We start from the raw sequence: 13,821 nt of genomic DNA, 5'->3' as shown, positions 1-13,821 counted from the left end.
TCGCCTTCGGACACTGAAAAGGGCTGGCAGCCCGAAAATCGGACACTCCCCCCAAACCGTGACCGACCGGTCGGGGGTAAAACCAGTTAGACAACTGGTACTACAGCGAGCGGACCCAGTTCTCCAGGACGGTCGCGCCGGCGTCGCCGGACTTCTCGGGGTGGAACTGGGTGGCGGTCAGCGGACCGTTCTCGACCGCGGCCACGAAGGCATCACCGCCGTACGTCGTCCAGGTGACCAGCGGCGCGACCGACTCGCGGGCGTCGTTGAGCTCCCACGAACGAACGCCGTACGAGTGGACGAAGTAGAAGCGTTCCTTGTCGACACCCTCGAAGAGCCGCGTGCCGGCCGGTACGTCGATCGTGTTCCACCCCATGTGCGGAACCGGCTGTCCGTCGGAGGGCTGGAGGCGTTCGACCGTGCCCGGCCATTGCTCGCAGCCGTCGGTCTCGACGCCGTGCTCGATCCCCCGGGCGAACAGGATCTGCATGCCGACGCAGATGCCGAGGACCGGGCGGCTGCCGGTCAGCCGGCGGTCGACGATGGCATCGCCGCGGACCGCCTTCAGTCCGGCCATGCAGGCGGCGAACGCGCCGACGCCGGGGACCAGGAGGCCGTCGGCGTTCAGCGCTTCGTCGAAGTCCGAGGTGACGGTGACGTCGGCGCCGACTCGCTGCAGGGCGCGTTCGCCGGAGCGGATGTTGCCCGATCCGTAGTCGAGGAGGACGACCTTCTTGCTCACAGGGCGCCCTTGGTGGACGGGATGCCCGGCTGCCGCGGGTCGAGCTCGGCGGCGTCCCGCAGCGCGCGGGCGAACGCCTTGAACTGCGCCTCGACGATGTGGTGCGGGTCGCGACCGGACAGGACCCGGATGTGGATGCAGATCGCGGCATTGAACGCGAGCGTCTCGAAGACGTGCTGGGTCAGCGAACCGGCGTAGTCGCCGCCGATGATCGCGTAGACCTGACCATCGGGCTCACCGGTGTGCACGCAGTACGGCCGGCCGGACAGGTCGACCGTGCAGTGCACGAGCGCCTCGTCCAGCGGCACGGTCGCGTCGCCGAACCGGCGGATGCCACGCTTGTCGCCCAGGGCTTCCTTCAAGGCCTGGCCGATGCCGATCGCGGTGTCCTCGACCGTGTGGTGCGCGTCGATCTCGAGGTCGCCGACCGTGTTCACGTGCAGGTCGAGCAGCGCGTGCTTGGCCAGCGCGTTGAGCATGTGGTCGTAGAAGCCGACCCCGGTCGAGATGTCCGCCCGACCCGTCCCGTCGAGGTCGAGCTCGACCAGGACCTTGGACTCGCTCGTTTCGCGGTCGATTCGTGCGCTGCGGGTCATGACAACCTTCCCGTGTCTGTCTTGAGAATGCGCTCGAGTGAAGCGCGGAACGCGGCCATCTCCTCGCCCGTACCGATCGAGACCCGCAGCCAGCCGTCCGGGCCGGTTTCGCGGATCAGGATGCCGTCGTCGAGCAGCGCCTGCCAGACCGCGTGCCGGTCGGCGAAAGTACCGAACAGGACGAAGTTCGCATCCGAGTCGACCGCGCGCAGGCCGTGCGCACGCAGCCAAAGAACCGTCTCGTCGCGCTCGATGCGCAACTGCTCGACCCGGCCGAGCAGCTCGTCGGAGTGCCGCAGCGCGGCCCGGGCGACCGCCTGGGTCACCGCCGACAGGTGGTACGGCAGCCGCACGATCCGCAGCGCGTCGACCAATTGGTTGCTCGCGGCAAGGTATCCGACCCGGCCGCCGGCCAGCGCGAACGCCTTCGACATCGTCCGCGCCACCGCGAGATTCGGGTACGACGGGAGCAGCGAGAGCGCACTCGGAGTCCCGGTACGCCGGAATTCGCCGTACGCCTCGTCCACGACCAGGACCGCGCCGATTGCCGCCGTACGAGCGGCTAATGCCTCGACGACCTGGATCGGGAGCGCCGTACCGGTGGGGTTGTTCGGTGAGGCGAGCAGCACCACCGACGGGCGGTGCCGTGAAATCGCGGCGAGCGCCTTGCTCTGGTCGAGCGTGAAATCCTCGGAACGGCGGCCGGTGACCCAGGCGGTGTTGGTGTCGCGGGCATACTCCGGGTACATCGAGTACGTCGGCGCGAACGAGAGCGCCGTACGGCCCGGACCACCGAAGGCCTGCAGCAGGTGCAGCATGACCTCGTTGGAGCCGTTGGCCGCCCAGATCTGCTCGGGCGTGAGGTAGGCGCCGGACTCACGACCGAGGTACGCCGCGAGATCCGCGCGCAGGTCGAGGAACTCGCGGTCGGGGTAGCGGTTGAGCCCACGAGCCGCCGCTGTCACCGACGCTGCGATATCGGCGACGGTCTCCTCGCTCGGCGGATACGGGTTCTCGTTGACGTTGAGCAGGATCGGTACGTCGAACTGCGGCGCGCCGTACGGTTCGAAGCTTTTCAGCTCGTCGCGGATCGGGAGTCCTTCGAAGCGATTCATCCGGGGAACCTCACCGACACCGCAGCGCCGTGGGCCGGCAGATCCTCGGCGTTGGCCAAGGCAACGACGTGGCCCGCGACCTCTTCGAGCGCGTCACGTGAGTAGTTGATGACGTGCACGGCCTTCAGGAAGCTGCGCACGGACAGGCCGGACGAGTGGCACGCACAGCCCGCGGTCGGCAGGACGTGGTTCGACCCGGCGCAGTAGTCGCCGAGCGAAACCGGCGACCAGCCACCGACGAAGATCGCGCCGGCGTTGGTGATCCGAGCCGCCCGCTCCTCGGCGTCGACCGTCTGGATCTCGAGGTGCTCAGCGGCGTACGCATCGACTACCTCCGTGCCCTGCTGAAGATCATCGACCAGTACGACGGCCGACTGCTGGCCGTCGAGCGCCTCGGTCACGCGGTCCTGGTGCTTGGTCTTGGCGACTTGGATCGGCAGCGCTTTTTCGACAGCCGCGGCGAGGGTTTCGCTCGGCGTGACCAGGACGCTGGCCGCCATCGGGTCGTGCTCAGCCTGGCTGATGAGGTCTGCGGCCACGTGCTCGGCGTTGGCGGAATCGTCGGCCAGGATCGCGATCTCGGTCGGGCCGGCCTCGGAGTCGATACCGACCTCACTTTGGAGGAATCGCTTCGCTGCAACGACGTAGATGTTGCCGGGGCCGGTGACCAGGTTGACCTTGCGGCAACCCTCGAAGCCGTACGCGAAGCCGGCGATCGCCTGCGCGCCGCCCATCGCGTAAACCTCGCTGATGCCCAGCATCGCGCAGACCGCGAGCACCGTCGGGTGCGGCAGGCCACCGAACTCCTTCTGCGGCGGGGATGCCACCGCGAGCGAAGGCACGCCAGCAACCTGAGCCGGTACGACGTTCATCACGACACTCGACGCCAGCGGCGCGCGGCCGCCCGGGACATAGAGGCCGACGCGCTGCACCGGCACGAAACGCTGGGTGACCCGGCCACCTGGCGCCGGCTCGGACGCGATGTCGGCGGTCTTCTCGTCCTCGCTCACCTCGCGGACGCGACGGATCGACTCCTCGAACGCGGCCCGAACGGTCGGGTCCAACTCCTCCAGCGCCGACTTCAGCGCCGCCTCCGGGACCCGGACGTCATCCACGTGCACATGATCGAACTTCTCGCCGTACTCCTGAATGGCTGCCAGTCCGCGATGACGGACGTCCAGACAGATGGGTCGGACGACGTCGAGAGCCTTCTCGACGTCGAACACGGCTCGGGGGACGAGGGCGTTCACTTCGGCTTGGAGGTCGGACACCTCACCGGCCGCCACTCGGCCCCGCAGGTCGACGCGGCGAATCATGGCCTCAGTCTAGTGGTGACACGCCGTGCCTCCGACCGCATATCCAGGGATCGAGCGTCACGCGCTGTCACGCCACGTACTGAGATGACTTGTCCACTACGCTCCTTGTATGGACTCCCGCCTGCCGTTGCTCACTGTCGACACGGTGATCTTCCCTGGGCTGGTGCTCCCGATCCCGGTCACCGACGTCCAGGGCCGCGCAGTCATCCGCGACCTGGTCGAAAACGGTGGCGAAATGATGTGCGGCGCCCTCGCGGTCCGCGACGGGTACGAACTGGGTGAGCGCGTCTTCCGCTCCCTGTACGGCACCGGCTGCTCCGCGACCATCTCCGAGATCCGCCTGGACGCGGATGACGACGGGCCTGTCGAGATCACCCTCACGGGGAGCCACCGGTTCAAGGTCGCCGAGCTCGACGGTGGCGGGGACTACTTGGTCGCGGACGTCGAGTGGCTCGACGAGGAGCTCGGGGAGGACCCGCTTGGTGCGGCCACGATTGCGGTCGGTCGCTTCCGGCGGTACGCCGAGGCCGTGTCGGCGATCAGTCGGCCTGGTCTGCATCTCGGCGAACTGCCCGACGACCCCAGTACCCTGTCGTACCTGATGTCGGCCGCCATGACGTTGCTGACGCCAGACCGCCAGAAACTCCTCGAGGCCACGGACGTCACCGACCGCCTCACTCAGCTGGTCGGCCTCCTGGACGCCGAACTGTCGGCCATCACCGCTCTCCCTTCACTTCCGGCCACCGAACTCAGCTGGTCCTCAATGTCCCCGAACTGATTCTGCCTGCAACTGGCAGCCACCCCACCCACCCAACGTCCGAAAAACCGGAGGGCCCACCTCCTGTTAAGGGCCCGCCTCCGAATGTTCGGACGCCAAGGGAACCTGCAGCGAACAGGTCGCCGAATCCGCCCCAAACCGGTTCGGGGCGGATCCGCGACGCATTCGGGGGGGCGATCCTCCCCACATCCCCTCGCGGACGGTGCCAGCCCTCCCCCAAACCGGTTTGGGGTGGATCCGCGACGGAATCGGGCGGTGGATCCTCCCCACATCCCCTCGTGGGGGGAGGCAGTTCTCCCCGAACCGGTTTGGGGAGGAAACTGAGCCGGTCAGGGCGAACATCCACCCCACCCTCCAGCAACGGTCACTTGTCAGGCGACGGGAACTCAACTTCCCCAGCCAAAGCCCGTCAGCCCCAAGCAACGTCAAGCCGCGGTCGCCGACCTCGCCATCCGGCTCAGCCACCGCGGCGCCCAGCCACGCTGTCTTTGTAGTCGGCCGGTCGCGGTGATCAGCCACAGCGCACGTCCCCGGCCGAGAACCTTTCGCGCCTCAACCCACTCGACCGCCAAAGGCGGCCGACAAAACCAGAGGGCGAGCCGAGTGGATGGCTGAGCCGGATGGCGAGGCCGGTGACCGCGGTTCCACGTTGCCTGAGGCTGACGGGCTGTGGCTGAGGTACGTGCCGCCCGAGATCTGCACTATCCGAGGGATTTTGGGGACTCGGTGACGAAAATCCATCGGGTAACGCACCCGGGCAGCCCCTGGACCCCGAGGTCGCGGGCCGGCGATCACTTTGAGCACCCATCAACCACGCGAGCCCCGCCGAAACGGTTGGACGGTGCTCAAGGTCGACCGGCCGGGTCACTTTGAGTGCTCGTCGACCACGTGAGGCCCGCGCAGATGGTTGAGCCGTGCTCAACGTCGTACCGGCCGGTCTTACCATCGTGAATCCCGGTGCGGTATGGTTTTGGTATGAGTAAGCAGATCACAGTGCGGTTGCCGGACGAACTGGTCGACTTCATGGACCAGTTGGTGGCGACCGACAAGGCGACCAGCCGGGCCTCGGTGGTGGCTCGGGCGATGGAGCGTGAGCGGCGGCGGGAGTTGGCTGCGCGCGATCTGGCGATTCTGGCCGAGTACGGCGATTATCCGGAGTTCGAGGGGTTGGCGTCGGCCGCTTCCGGGACTGCGTTGAGCGATCTGGACTGAGATGCGGCCGCTGCACATTGCCCGGCTGGACAAGCCGCGGCCTGTTGTCGTGCTGACTCGCGAGCTGATCCGGCCGCGGTTGACGAACGTCACCGTCGCGCCGATCACCAGCACCATTCGTGGGCTCTCCACCGAGGTGCTCGTCGGCCCGCAAAACGGGCTCGACCACGCGAGCGCGATCTCACTCGACAATATTCAGACCATCCCGAAGGCACACCTCGGCCGCCTGATCGGCTACCTCCACCCCGACCAGGAACCAGCCCTGGCCGAGGCCATCAGTCTCGCCTTCGACCTCGAGATCTAACAATCAGCCGAGCTTGGTGACATCCCGTACGGCGCCCTTGTCGGCGCTGGTGGCCATGGCGGCGTAGGCGCGCAACGCCTGGGACACCTTGCGTTCGCGGGAGCGCGGGGCGTAGACACCACCTTGTGCGGTACGGCGGGTGTCCAGCTCGGCGTCGTCGACCAGGAGCTCGATCGAGCGGTTCGGGATGTCGATGCGGATCTGGTCGCCGTCCTGGACGAGGGCGATCGTGCCACCCGAGGCGGCTTCCGGGGATGCGTGGCCGATCGACAGGCCCGACGTACCGCCGGAGAAGCGGCCGTCGGTGACCAGGGCGCAGACCTTGCCCAGACCGCGGCCCTTCAGGAACGAGGTCGGGTAGAGCATCTCCTGCATGCCCGGCCCACCCTTCGGGCCTTCGTAGCGGATCACCACGACGTCGCCTGGCTGGATCTGCTTGGCCAGGATCTTGTCGACGGCCTCCTCCTGCGACTCGCAGACGACCGCGGGTCCCTGGAACGTCCAGATCGACTCGTCCACGCCGGCTGTCTTCACGACGCAGCCGTCGACGGCCAGGTTGCCCTTCAGTACGGCGAGGCCGCCATCGGCCGAGTAGGCGTGCTCGAGGTCGCGGATGCAGCCGCCGGCAGCGTCGGTGTCCAGCGTGTCCCAGCGCTCCGACTGCGAGAACGCGGTCGCCGACCGCTTGCAGCCCGGCGCCGCGTGCCACAGCTCGACGGCCTCGGCGGACGGGGATCCACTGCGCACGTCCCAGTTCTTGAGCCAGTCGCCGATCGAGGCGCTGTGCACGGTGTGGATGTCCTCGTTCAGCAGGCCGGCCCGGTACAGCTCGCCGAGGATGGCCGGGATTCCACCGGCGCGGTGGACGTCCTCCATGTAGTACGTGCCGCCGGGTGCGACGTTCGGCGCGACCTTGGCCAGGCACGGGACCCGGCGCGAGACCGCGTTGATGTCGTCCAGGTCGAAGTCGACCTCGGCCTCCTGGGCCGCGGCGAGCAGATGCAGGATGGTGTTCGTCGAACCGCCCATCGCGATATCGAGCGCCATCGCGTTCTCGAACGCGGCCCGCGACGCGACGGTCCGCGGCAACACCGTCTCGTCGTCAGTTTCGTAGTACCGCTTGGTGATCTCGACGACCGTGCGGCCGGCGTTCTCGTACAGGGCCTTGCGGGCAGTGTGGGTGGCGAGGACCGAACCGTTGCCGGGCAGCGACAGGCCGATCGCCTCGGTCAGGCAGTTCATCGAGTTCGCGGTGAACATGCCCGAACACGAACCGCAGGTCGGGCAGGCGTTCTCCTCGATCCGCTGGATGTCGGCGTCCGACACGTTCTCATTGACGGCCTCGGACATCGCGTCGATCAGGTCCAGCTTGCGCACGGTCCCGTCGACCAGGGTCGCCCGGCCGGCCTCCATCGGACCGCCGGAGACGAACACGGTCGGGATGTTCAGCCGCAGTGCGGCCATCAGCATGCCCGGGGTGATCTTGTCGCAGTTCGAGATACAGACCAGCGCGTCGGCGCAGTGCGCCTCGACCATGTACTCGACCGAGTCCGCGATCAGGTCCCGCGACGGGAGGCTGTAGAGCATGCCGCCGTGCCCCATCGCGATCCCGTCGTCGACGGCGATCGTGTTGAACTCGCGCGCGATCCCACCGGCCTGCTTGATCGCCTCCGACACGATCCGCCCGACCGGCGCCAGGTGGGTGTGCCCGGGGACGAACTCGGTGAAGCTGTTCGCGACCGCGATGATCGGCTTCCCGAAGTCTCCGCGGTCGACGCCGGAGGCCATCATGAGGGCGCGGGCGCCCGCCATGTTGCGGCCGTGGGTGACGGTACGGGACCTCAGATCAGGCACGACGATCTCCAAAACTCGAGCCGGGGACGACGCCGTCCATGGTGCCACTCGCGTCCCGAATGCCGAAACGCCGGTCCCGCATGACGGATTCCGCGGACGCCAGGAGCAGCGTCACCGCGGCCGGCGGAGCACGTATCCCGGCCGATGCAGCCCGTATCGCTGCGGGAGCTGTGCGTATCGTGGAGGTATGGGACGCTCCACACCGCCCCGCGTCGCGGTGGACGACTCCGAGCTGGTGCGAGCCGCTCAGGGCGGTGACATCGGTGCGCTGGGCACGTTGCTGGCCGGGCATCGGGCCGGTATGACGGCGGTCGCGGTCTCGGTCCTTGGCGCGGGACCGGATGCGGACGACGCCGTGCAGGAGGCGATGACCGTCGCGCTGGCGCGGATCGGCGACGTACGGGATCCAAACGCAGTCGGCCCGTGGCTCCGCCAAGTGGTGCGGAATGCTTGCCGCACGCAACTGCGTGCCCGGCGACCACTCCCCCTCGACGACCAACTGCACGCCGTACTGCCGTCGACCGAGCCCGATCCGGCTGAACTCCTGGAGCGGCACGCCACGAGGGACTGGGTCTGGCGTGCGCTGGAAGACCTGTCGCCGCCACTGCGGCTCGTGATGATGCTGCGGCACTTCAGCGGGGTGACGGCGTACCAGGACATTGCAGAGGCCTGCGGCATCCCAGTCGGTACCGTCCGCAGCCGGCTGGCCAAAGGACGCGGTCAACTGACCGCGAGCCTGCTGGCAACCGCGGACGACCAGTACGGCGACGTGGCCGCGCAGACCGCCGTACGACGGCGCGAGATCGAGGACACGATGGTTGCGGCCGAGCGGGGGACGCTGGCTGAGGTACTGGCGACGTACTGGCGGCCGGATGCCCAGTTCAGCTGGTCGGGCGGGGGCGGTGGCGCCGACTGGTTCCTGCGCGGGATGTACCAGGACATCGAGGACGGCGTCCGGGGGCGCGTGACGAACGTGATCGCCGGCCGGGAGATAGCGGTCTGCGAGATCGAGCTGATCAATCCAGCCGAGAACCCGTTCCACTGTCCACCGGGCGTGGTCTGGATCCAGCACCTGCTGGGCGGGCGAACCAGCCGGCTCCGGTTCTTCCACCCTCCGCGGAGCGTGCAGGCCATCCCGGCGTGACTCAGGTCACTGTCACTCCAGTGAACTTCGGCTCCGCTCTTGCATCCTGTCAGCGTGAGTAACCAAGACGATCAACTCGCACGATTCGCTCTGGCCGGCCAGGCCCGCGACGTGGTCAAGGCCTGGGTCGACGGCGCTCAGGTCCTCTCCCTGGTGACGGCGCTCCGCAACAAAGGCTGGACGACGTACCTGACCGAACCGCGCACGCTCGACGCGCTGACCGCCTTCTCCGGACTGCCGCCGGAGCGCGTCGCTGACCTGGTCGGCGCGCTTGAGGCGAACGGTGTGGTCACGTACGACGAGACGGTCCAGCTGACCGACTCGTTCGCGGCACTCGTGGCTGACGACGCGTACATCGGTCTGGACGACGCGCTGGACCAGTCCGAGCTGCTGACTCGGATGGTGCGGACAGCAGCCGAGAATCCCGGCCCGTTGCCACTGTCCGCGCCGGACGCGCTCGTCACCGCGCGAGCCACGGGCGGAAAGGCCAGCCCGGTCACCCGTGCGCTGTACGACAAGCTCTTCCTCCCGCAGATCCCAGAGCTGGCCGAACTGATCCACACCGACCGCTTCCTCGATGTCGGCTGTGGTGTCGCCGGTGCGACCACGACACTGGCCGGACTGTTCCCGGACCTGCGCGGTACGGCGCTCGAGCTCATCCCGACGGTCGCAGCGGAAACGCAGCGCCGGATCAACGCACTGGGCGTGGGCGACCGGGTCGACCTCAAGGTGATGGATGCGCGGGACTTCGACGAGAAGGACGCGTTCGGCTCGGCCTTCTGGGCGCAGCCGTTCTTCCCGGCGGAGACTCGGCAGGCGACGCTCGAGATGATCCTGCGGGCGCTGCGCCCCGGCGGCATCCTGTTCGTGCAGGAGATGGAGCCGGTGCCCGACGAGGCCGGGCGGCCGTCGTACGCGCTCCGCAAGCTGGTCGCCCAAGGCTGGGGTGTGCCGTTCGGCCGCACCGCCGAGGAACTGACCGAGGAGGCGGTGGCGGTCGGGTTCGAACTGATCCGGATCGCGCAGACGGACTTCGGCCGCATGGTTCTTGTCGGTAGGCCGCTCTAGCCTGGGGGCATGGTCGGGTTCACGCACGTTCATCGTGAAGTGCACCCTGCCCTGCGCCCGTTCGTCGGTGACCTCAGCGGCTACGCGTACGACGGTGATCCGCCGGACCTGCATCGCGGTTTGCCCTCGCAGTACCTGACGCTCGTCATCACCATGGACGAGCCGCTCGGGATCACCTGGCCGGGTGAGCCGACCGGCAAGTACGACGCGGGTGTCGGCGGGCTGCATTCACGCGCAGTCCACGTCGGCGGGTCGCCGAGTCGAGCAGGTGTCCAGGTGGCGCTCACTCCGGCGGGGTCGCGCGCACTGTTCGGGTTGCCGCCAGGTGAGTTGGCCTGGCGGGTGGTCGAGCTCGACGAGTTCCTCGGACCGTCAGCACACCGTTTGGTGGAGCAGATGCGCGAGGGCGAGAGCTGGGAGTCGCGGTTCGAGCTGCTGGAGACCGCGTTGCTGCGGCGATGGGCCGCTCCCCCAGCCCTCGACGTACGGGCTGAGGTGGGTTGGGCTTGGCGGCGGTTGCGCGAGACGGGTGGCACGGTCGGGGTGCAGGAGCTTGCGGCCGAGGTCGGGTGGAGTCGGCGGCATCTGACTGAGCGGTTCACGACGGAGTTCGGGCTTGCGCCGAAGGTGGCGGGGCGGGTGCTGCGTTTCGAGCAGGCGGTCGCGCGGTTGCGGCAGCAGCCCACTGCGAGGTTGGCCGACCTCGCCGCCGACGTCGGGTACGCCGATCAGGCGCATCTGACCCGGGAGTGGCAGGCGATCGCGGGGTGCTCGCCGCGGCAGTGGATCGCGGAGGAGCTCCCAAACGTTCAAGACCCGTCGAGCCTGGAGGTCGCACAGTCAGGGATATGACCTCATTGACGAAGACAGTCGGCGTCTGGCCGACGCTGGTGTACCTGAACGGCCAGGCTGCGCTGCAGTTCCTGACCAACGGCCTCGGCTTCGAGCTGGTCGCGTCGTACCCGGGTGCGGCCGACGGTTCGGTCGCACACGCCGAGCTGACCTGGCCGGCCGGTGGCGGTGTGATGGTGAGTTCGACGGATGCACAGTCCGAGCCGAACGAATTCACCCTGCTCGCGGACCAGGCGCAGTCCGTGTACCTCGTGCACCACGATCCGGACGCGTTGATCGGACGAGCGATCGGGGCCGGAGCGGTCGTCGTACGGGGATTGCAGGACAGCGACTACGGATCCCGGGGCTTCACCGTCCGCGATCCGGAGGGGAATCTGTGGAGTATCGGAACTTATGCGGGCGAGTAAGGGATTTCCGGCGATTCGGGCTCGGCGAGCTGCCTAGAATCGCGGGGTGACGGAAACAGCTGCGCTGCCCAGTGAAGCCCTGGACGTCCTGCGCCGTGTCTTCGGGTACGACGCTTTTCGCGGCGAGCAAGGCGACATCATCGACACCGTGATCGGCGGCGGGGACGCGCTGGTGCTGATGCCGACCGGTGGCGGCAAGTCGCTGTGCTACCAGATTCCTTCGCTGGTCCGATCTGGTGTCGGGGTGGTGATCTCACCGCTGATCGCGCTGATGCAGGACCAGGTCGACGCGTTGACCGCGCTCGGTGTCCGGGCCGGCTTCCTGAACTCGACGCAGGACTTCGAGCAGCGGCGTGAGGTCGAGCAGGCGTTCCTGGCCGGTGAGCTGGATCTGCTCTACCTCGCGCCGGAGCGGCTGCGGGTCGAGGCGACCGTGCGGCTGCTCGACCAGGGCAAGATCGCGCTGTTCGCGATCGACGAGGCGCACTGTGTCTCCCAGTGGGGCCACGACTTCCGGCCCGACTACCTGATGCTGTCGGAGCTGCACGAGCGCTGGCCCGACGTACCGCGGATCGCACTGACCGCCACCGCGACCGAGGCGACCCATCAGGAGATCGCCACCCGGCTGAAGCTGGACGACGCGAAGCACTTCGTCGCGAGCTTCGACCGGCCGAACATCCACTACCGGATCGTGCCGAAGGACAACCCGCAGCGGCAGCTCCTCGACCTGCTGCGCACCGAGCACCCCGGTGACGCGGGCATCGTCTATTGCCTGTCCCGCAACAGTGTCGAGAAGACCGCCGCCTTCCTGACCCAGAACGGGATCGAGGCCGTTCCGTACCACGCGGGTCTCGACAGCCGGGTCCGTTCGCGCAATCAGGCGCGGTTCCTGCGCGAAGACGGTCTGGTCGTGGTCGCGACGATCGCGTTCGGGATGGGGATCGACAAGCCGGACGTCCGGTTCGTGGCCCACCTCGATCTGCCGAAGTCGGTCGAGGGCTACTACCAGGAGACCGGCCGCGCGGGGCGTGACGGTCTGCCGTCGACTGCTTGGCTCGCCTACGGTCTGCAGGACGTCGTCCAGCAGCGCAAGATGATCGACACCTCCGAGGGCGACCTCGCGCACCGCCGCCGCCTCAGCGCACATCTCGACGCGATGCTCGCCCTGTGCGAAACCGTGCAGTGCCGGCGTTCCCAGCTGCTCGCCTACTTCGGCCAGCACGGCGACGCCTGCGGCAACTGCGACACCTGCAACACACCCCCGGAGGCGTGGGACGGCACGATCCCCGCGCAGAAGCTGCTCTCGACCGTCTATCGCCTGCAGCACGAGCGCGGCCAGAAGTTCGGCGCCGGCCAGCTGATCGACATCCTGCTCGGCAAGGAGACCGAGAAGGTCAAACAGTTCCGCCACGAACAACTGTCCGTCTTCGGCATCGGCACCGAGCTCAATGACACCCAGTGGCGCGGCGTCATCCGCCAACTCCTCGCACTCCGCCTCCTCACCGTCGAAGGCGACTACGGCACCCTCGTCCTCACCGAGGACAGCGCCGAAGTCCTCGGCCGCCGCCGCGACGTGATGATGCGCCGCGAACCCGAGCGCACCAAGTCCAAGTCCCGCTCCAGCAGCGGCAAGAAGGCCGCCGTCGACCTCCCCGCCGAGGCCGCCCCGGTCTTCGAGCGCCTCCGCACCTGGCGCGCCGCCGTCGCCAAGGAACAAGGCGTCCCCGCCTACGTCATCTTCCACGACGCCACCCTCCGCCAGATCGCCGTCGACCTGCCCACCACCCTGGCCGCCCTCGGCACCATCAGCGGCATCGGCGAAAACAAACTCGCCAAGTACGGCGAAGGCGTCCTCGAAACCCTAGCCGCCGACTGACCACCCCCGCCTCACCTCCCCTCCCCTCGACAACACCAACGGATATCCGGCTCTCCTGACCCATCCGTGGGTAGCTCGCGGGTCTGTCAGGCCGGCGGGCACCTGCGATCGCCGGGGCTCGGCCGGTGTGATCGCCGAATGTGGGGAGTGCGTCGCCGACTGAAAGAACTCTGCAGCTGGATATCGATTTCTAGCGGCAATCTCCTTTCACTCGACACCCGGCCGGCTGTTACTGCACGGCGAGCGAAGCCACCGTGCCGACCGGTGCGAGGGGAGTTGGCCGGAAGAGGCTGGACACAGGCGCAGGTCCGCTCCGGGTAGTCGGCGGGACACAACTCGGGGGTGCATACCGCGCGCGGGGCCCTTGAACAGGTCATGCCTTGTTCAAGGCCACCATGTCCTGTTCACACCCCCAGCAACTGCTCGGCGCGGCCACGCCGAACCACCCACGGACAAGTCACAAGAGCCGGATATCCGTCCGTGTTGCCCGTTCTCACCCCCGTATCCGACCGTAGGAGGGGCGCTTCGGGGGGATATCCGTTCTTGTTGCTGCGGGG

General features: G+C 68.0%; 13 protein-coding genes. 8 read left to right on the top strand and 5 right to left on the bottom strand.

Going from position 1 to position 13,821, the window contains the following annotated elements; all coding sequences use genetic code 11:
• Nucleotides 1–100 precede the first annotated feature (100 nt).
• Genes hisH through hisD form a run of 4 tightly spaced genes read right to left on the bottom strand, consistent with a single transcriptional unit; the run spans nt 101 to nt 3,769 of the window.
• On the bottom strand, nt 101–742 hold the full coding sequence (hisH, locus tag ABD231_RS15035) for an imidazole glycerol phosphate synthase subunit HisH (protein ID WP_344150960.1): 642 nt from the start codon (nt 740–742) through the stop codon (nt 101–103).
• Nucleotides 739–1,338, bottom strand: coding sequence for an imidazoleglycerol-phosphate dehydratase HisB (gene hisB, locus ABD231_RS15030; protein ID WP_344150957.1), 600 nt, complete (start codon nt 1,336–1,338; stop codon nt 739–741). Before hisB ends, hisH begins: the two co-directional genes overlap by 4 nt.
• Nucleotides 1,335–2,453 (bottom strand): histidinol-phosphate transaminase, encoded by a 1,119-nt coding sequence (locus tag ABD231_RS15025; protein ID WP_344150954.1) that lies wholly within the window; start codon nt 2,451–2,453, stop codon nt 1,335–1,337. Before ABD231_RS15025 ends, hisB begins: the two co-directional genes overlap by 4 nt.
• A complete protein-coding gene (gene hisD / locus ABD231_RS15020) occupies nt 2,450–3,769 on the bottom strand; it encodes a histidinol dehydrogenase (protein ID WP_344150951.1) in 1,320 nt (439 codons plus the stop codon). Before hisD ends, ABD231_RS15025 begins: the two co-directional genes overlap by 4 nt.
• Before the next feature lie 109 nt (nt 3,770–3,878).
• Between hisD and ABD231_RS15015 the strand changes: the two genes are divergently transcribed.
• The 3 genes from ABD231_RS15015 to ABD231_RS15005 all read left to right on the top strand — a co-directional run bounded on the left by ABD231_RS15015 (nt 3,879) and on the right by ABD231_RS15005 (nt 6,063).
• Nucleotides 3,879–4,547 (top strand): LON peptidase substrate-binding domain-containing protein, encoded by a 669-nt coding sequence (locus ABD231_RS15015; protein ID WP_344150948.1) that lies wholly within the window; start codon nt 3,879–3,881, stop codon nt 4,545–4,547.
• A gap of 975 nt (nt 4,548–5,522) precedes the next feature.
• A complete protein-coding gene (locus ABD231_RS15010) occupies nt 5,523–5,759 on the top strand; it encodes a ribbon-helix-helix domain-containing protein (RefSeq protein WP_344150945.1) in 237 nt (78 codons plus the stop codon).
• Nucleotide 5,760: 1 nt separating this feature from the next.
• Nucleotides 5,761–6,063 carry a type II toxin-antitoxin system PemK/MazF family toxin gene (locus ABD231_RS15005; protein ID WP_344150942.1) on the top strand — a complete coding sequence of 101 codons (303 nt, stop codon included), beginning with the start codon at nt 5,761–5,763 and terminating at the stop codon, nt 6,061–6,063.
• 3 nt (nt 6,064–6,066) lie between these two features.
• Here the strand turns inward: ABD231_RS15005 and ilvD are convergent, their stop codons facing one another.
• The gene (ilvD, locus tag ABD231_RS15000; protein ID WP_344150939.1) at nt 6,067–7,917 is read right to left on the bottom strand and encodes a dihydroxy-acid dehydratase; all 1,851 of its coding nucleotides are present in this window, start codon (nt 7,915–7,917) and stop codon (nt 6,067–6,069) included.
• A 187-nt stretch (nt 7,918–8,104) separates the two neighbouring features.
• Here ilvD and ABD231_RS14995 point away from each other — a divergent pair, with 187 nt between their 5' ends.
• The 5 genes from ABD231_RS14995 to recQ are packed head-to-tail and all read left to right on the top strand — an operon-like array spanning nt 8,105 to nt 13,264.
• The gene (locus ABD231_RS14995; RefSeq protein WP_344150936.1) at nt 8,105–9,061 is read left to right on the top strand and encodes an RNA polymerase sigma factor; all 957 of its coding nucleotides are present in this window, start codon (nt 8,105–8,107) and stop codon (nt 9,059–9,061) included.
• Between the two features lie 54 nt (nt 9,062–9,115).
• Nucleotides 9,116–10,129 carry an SAM-dependent methyltransferase gene (locus tag ABD231_RS14990; protein ID WP_344150933.1) on the top strand — a complete coding sequence of 338 codons (1,014 nt, stop codon included), beginning with the start codon at nt 9,116–9,118 and terminating at the stop codon, nt 10,127–10,129.
• 9 nt (nt 10,130–10,138) lie between these two features.
• Nucleotides 10,139–10,981, top strand: coding sequence for an AraC family transcriptional regulator (locus ABD231_RS14985; RefSeq protein ID WP_344150930.1), 843 nt, complete (start codon nt 10,139–10,141; stop codon nt 10,979–10,981).
• Nucleotides 10,978–11,388, top strand: coding sequence for a VOC family protein (locus tag ABD231_RS14980; protein ID WP_344150927.1), 411 nt, complete (start codon nt 10,978–10,980; stop codon nt 11,386–11,388). Before ABD231_RS14985 ends, ABD231_RS14980 begins: the two co-directional genes overlap by 4 nt.
• 46 nt (nt 11,389–11,434) lie before the next feature.
• Entirely contained in the window at nt 11,435–13,264 is a 1,830-nt protein-coding gene (recQ, locus tag ABD231_RS14975; RefSeq protein ID WP_344150924.1) for a DNA helicase RecQ, read from the top strand.
• Nucleotides 13,265–13,821: the final 557 nt, after the last annotated feature.

Origin of the sequence: Kribbella yunnanensis (genome assembly GCF_039529655.1) — a bacterium.
GTDB classification, from domain to species: domain Bacteria; phylum Actinomycetota; class Actinomycetes; order Propionibacteriales; family Kribbellaceae; genus Kribbella; species Kribbella yunnanensis.
This window is presented reverse-complemented; position numbering and strand designations above follow the sequence as displayed.

Excerpts from the sequence above, each read along its gene's own strand:
- hisD (WP_344150951.1), bottom strand. The coding sequence starts at position 3,769 with ATGATTCGCCGCGTCGACCTGCGGGGCCGAGTGGCGGCCGGTGAGGTG.
- ABD231_RS15015 (WP_344150948.1), top strand. The coding sequence starts at position 3,879 with ATGGACTCCCGCCTGCCGTTGCTCACTGTCGACACGGTGATCTTCCCT.
- ABD231_RS15010 (WP_344150945.1), top strand. The coding sequence starts at position 5,523 with ATGAGTAAGCAGATCACAGTGCGGTTGCCGGACGAACTGGTCGACTTC.
- ABD231_RS15005 (WP_344150942.1), top strand. The coding sequence starts at position 5,761 with ATGCGGCCGCTGCACATTGCCCGGCTGGACAAGCCGCGGCCTGTTGTC.
- ABD231_RS15025 (WP_344150954.1), bottom strand. The coding sequence starts at position 2,453 with ATGAATCGCTTCGAAGGACTCCCGATCCGCGACGAGCTGAAAAGCTTC.
- ABD231_RS14985 (WP_344150930.1), top strand. The coding sequence starts at position 10,139 with ATGGTCGGGTTCACGCACGTTCATCGTGAAGTGCACCCTGCCCTGCGC.
- hisB (WP_344150957.1), bottom strand. The coding sequence starts at position 1,338 with ATGACCCGCAGCGCACGAATCGACCGCGAAACGAGCGAGTCCAAGGTC.
- ABD231_RS14995 (WP_344150936.1), top strand. The coding sequence starts at position 8,105 with ATGGGACGCTCCACACCGCCCCGCGTCGCGGTGGACGACTCCGAGCTG.
- ABD231_RS14980 (WP_344150927.1), top strand. The coding sequence starts at position 10,978 with ATGACCTCATTGACGAAGACAGTCGGCGTCTGGCCGACGCTGGTGTAC.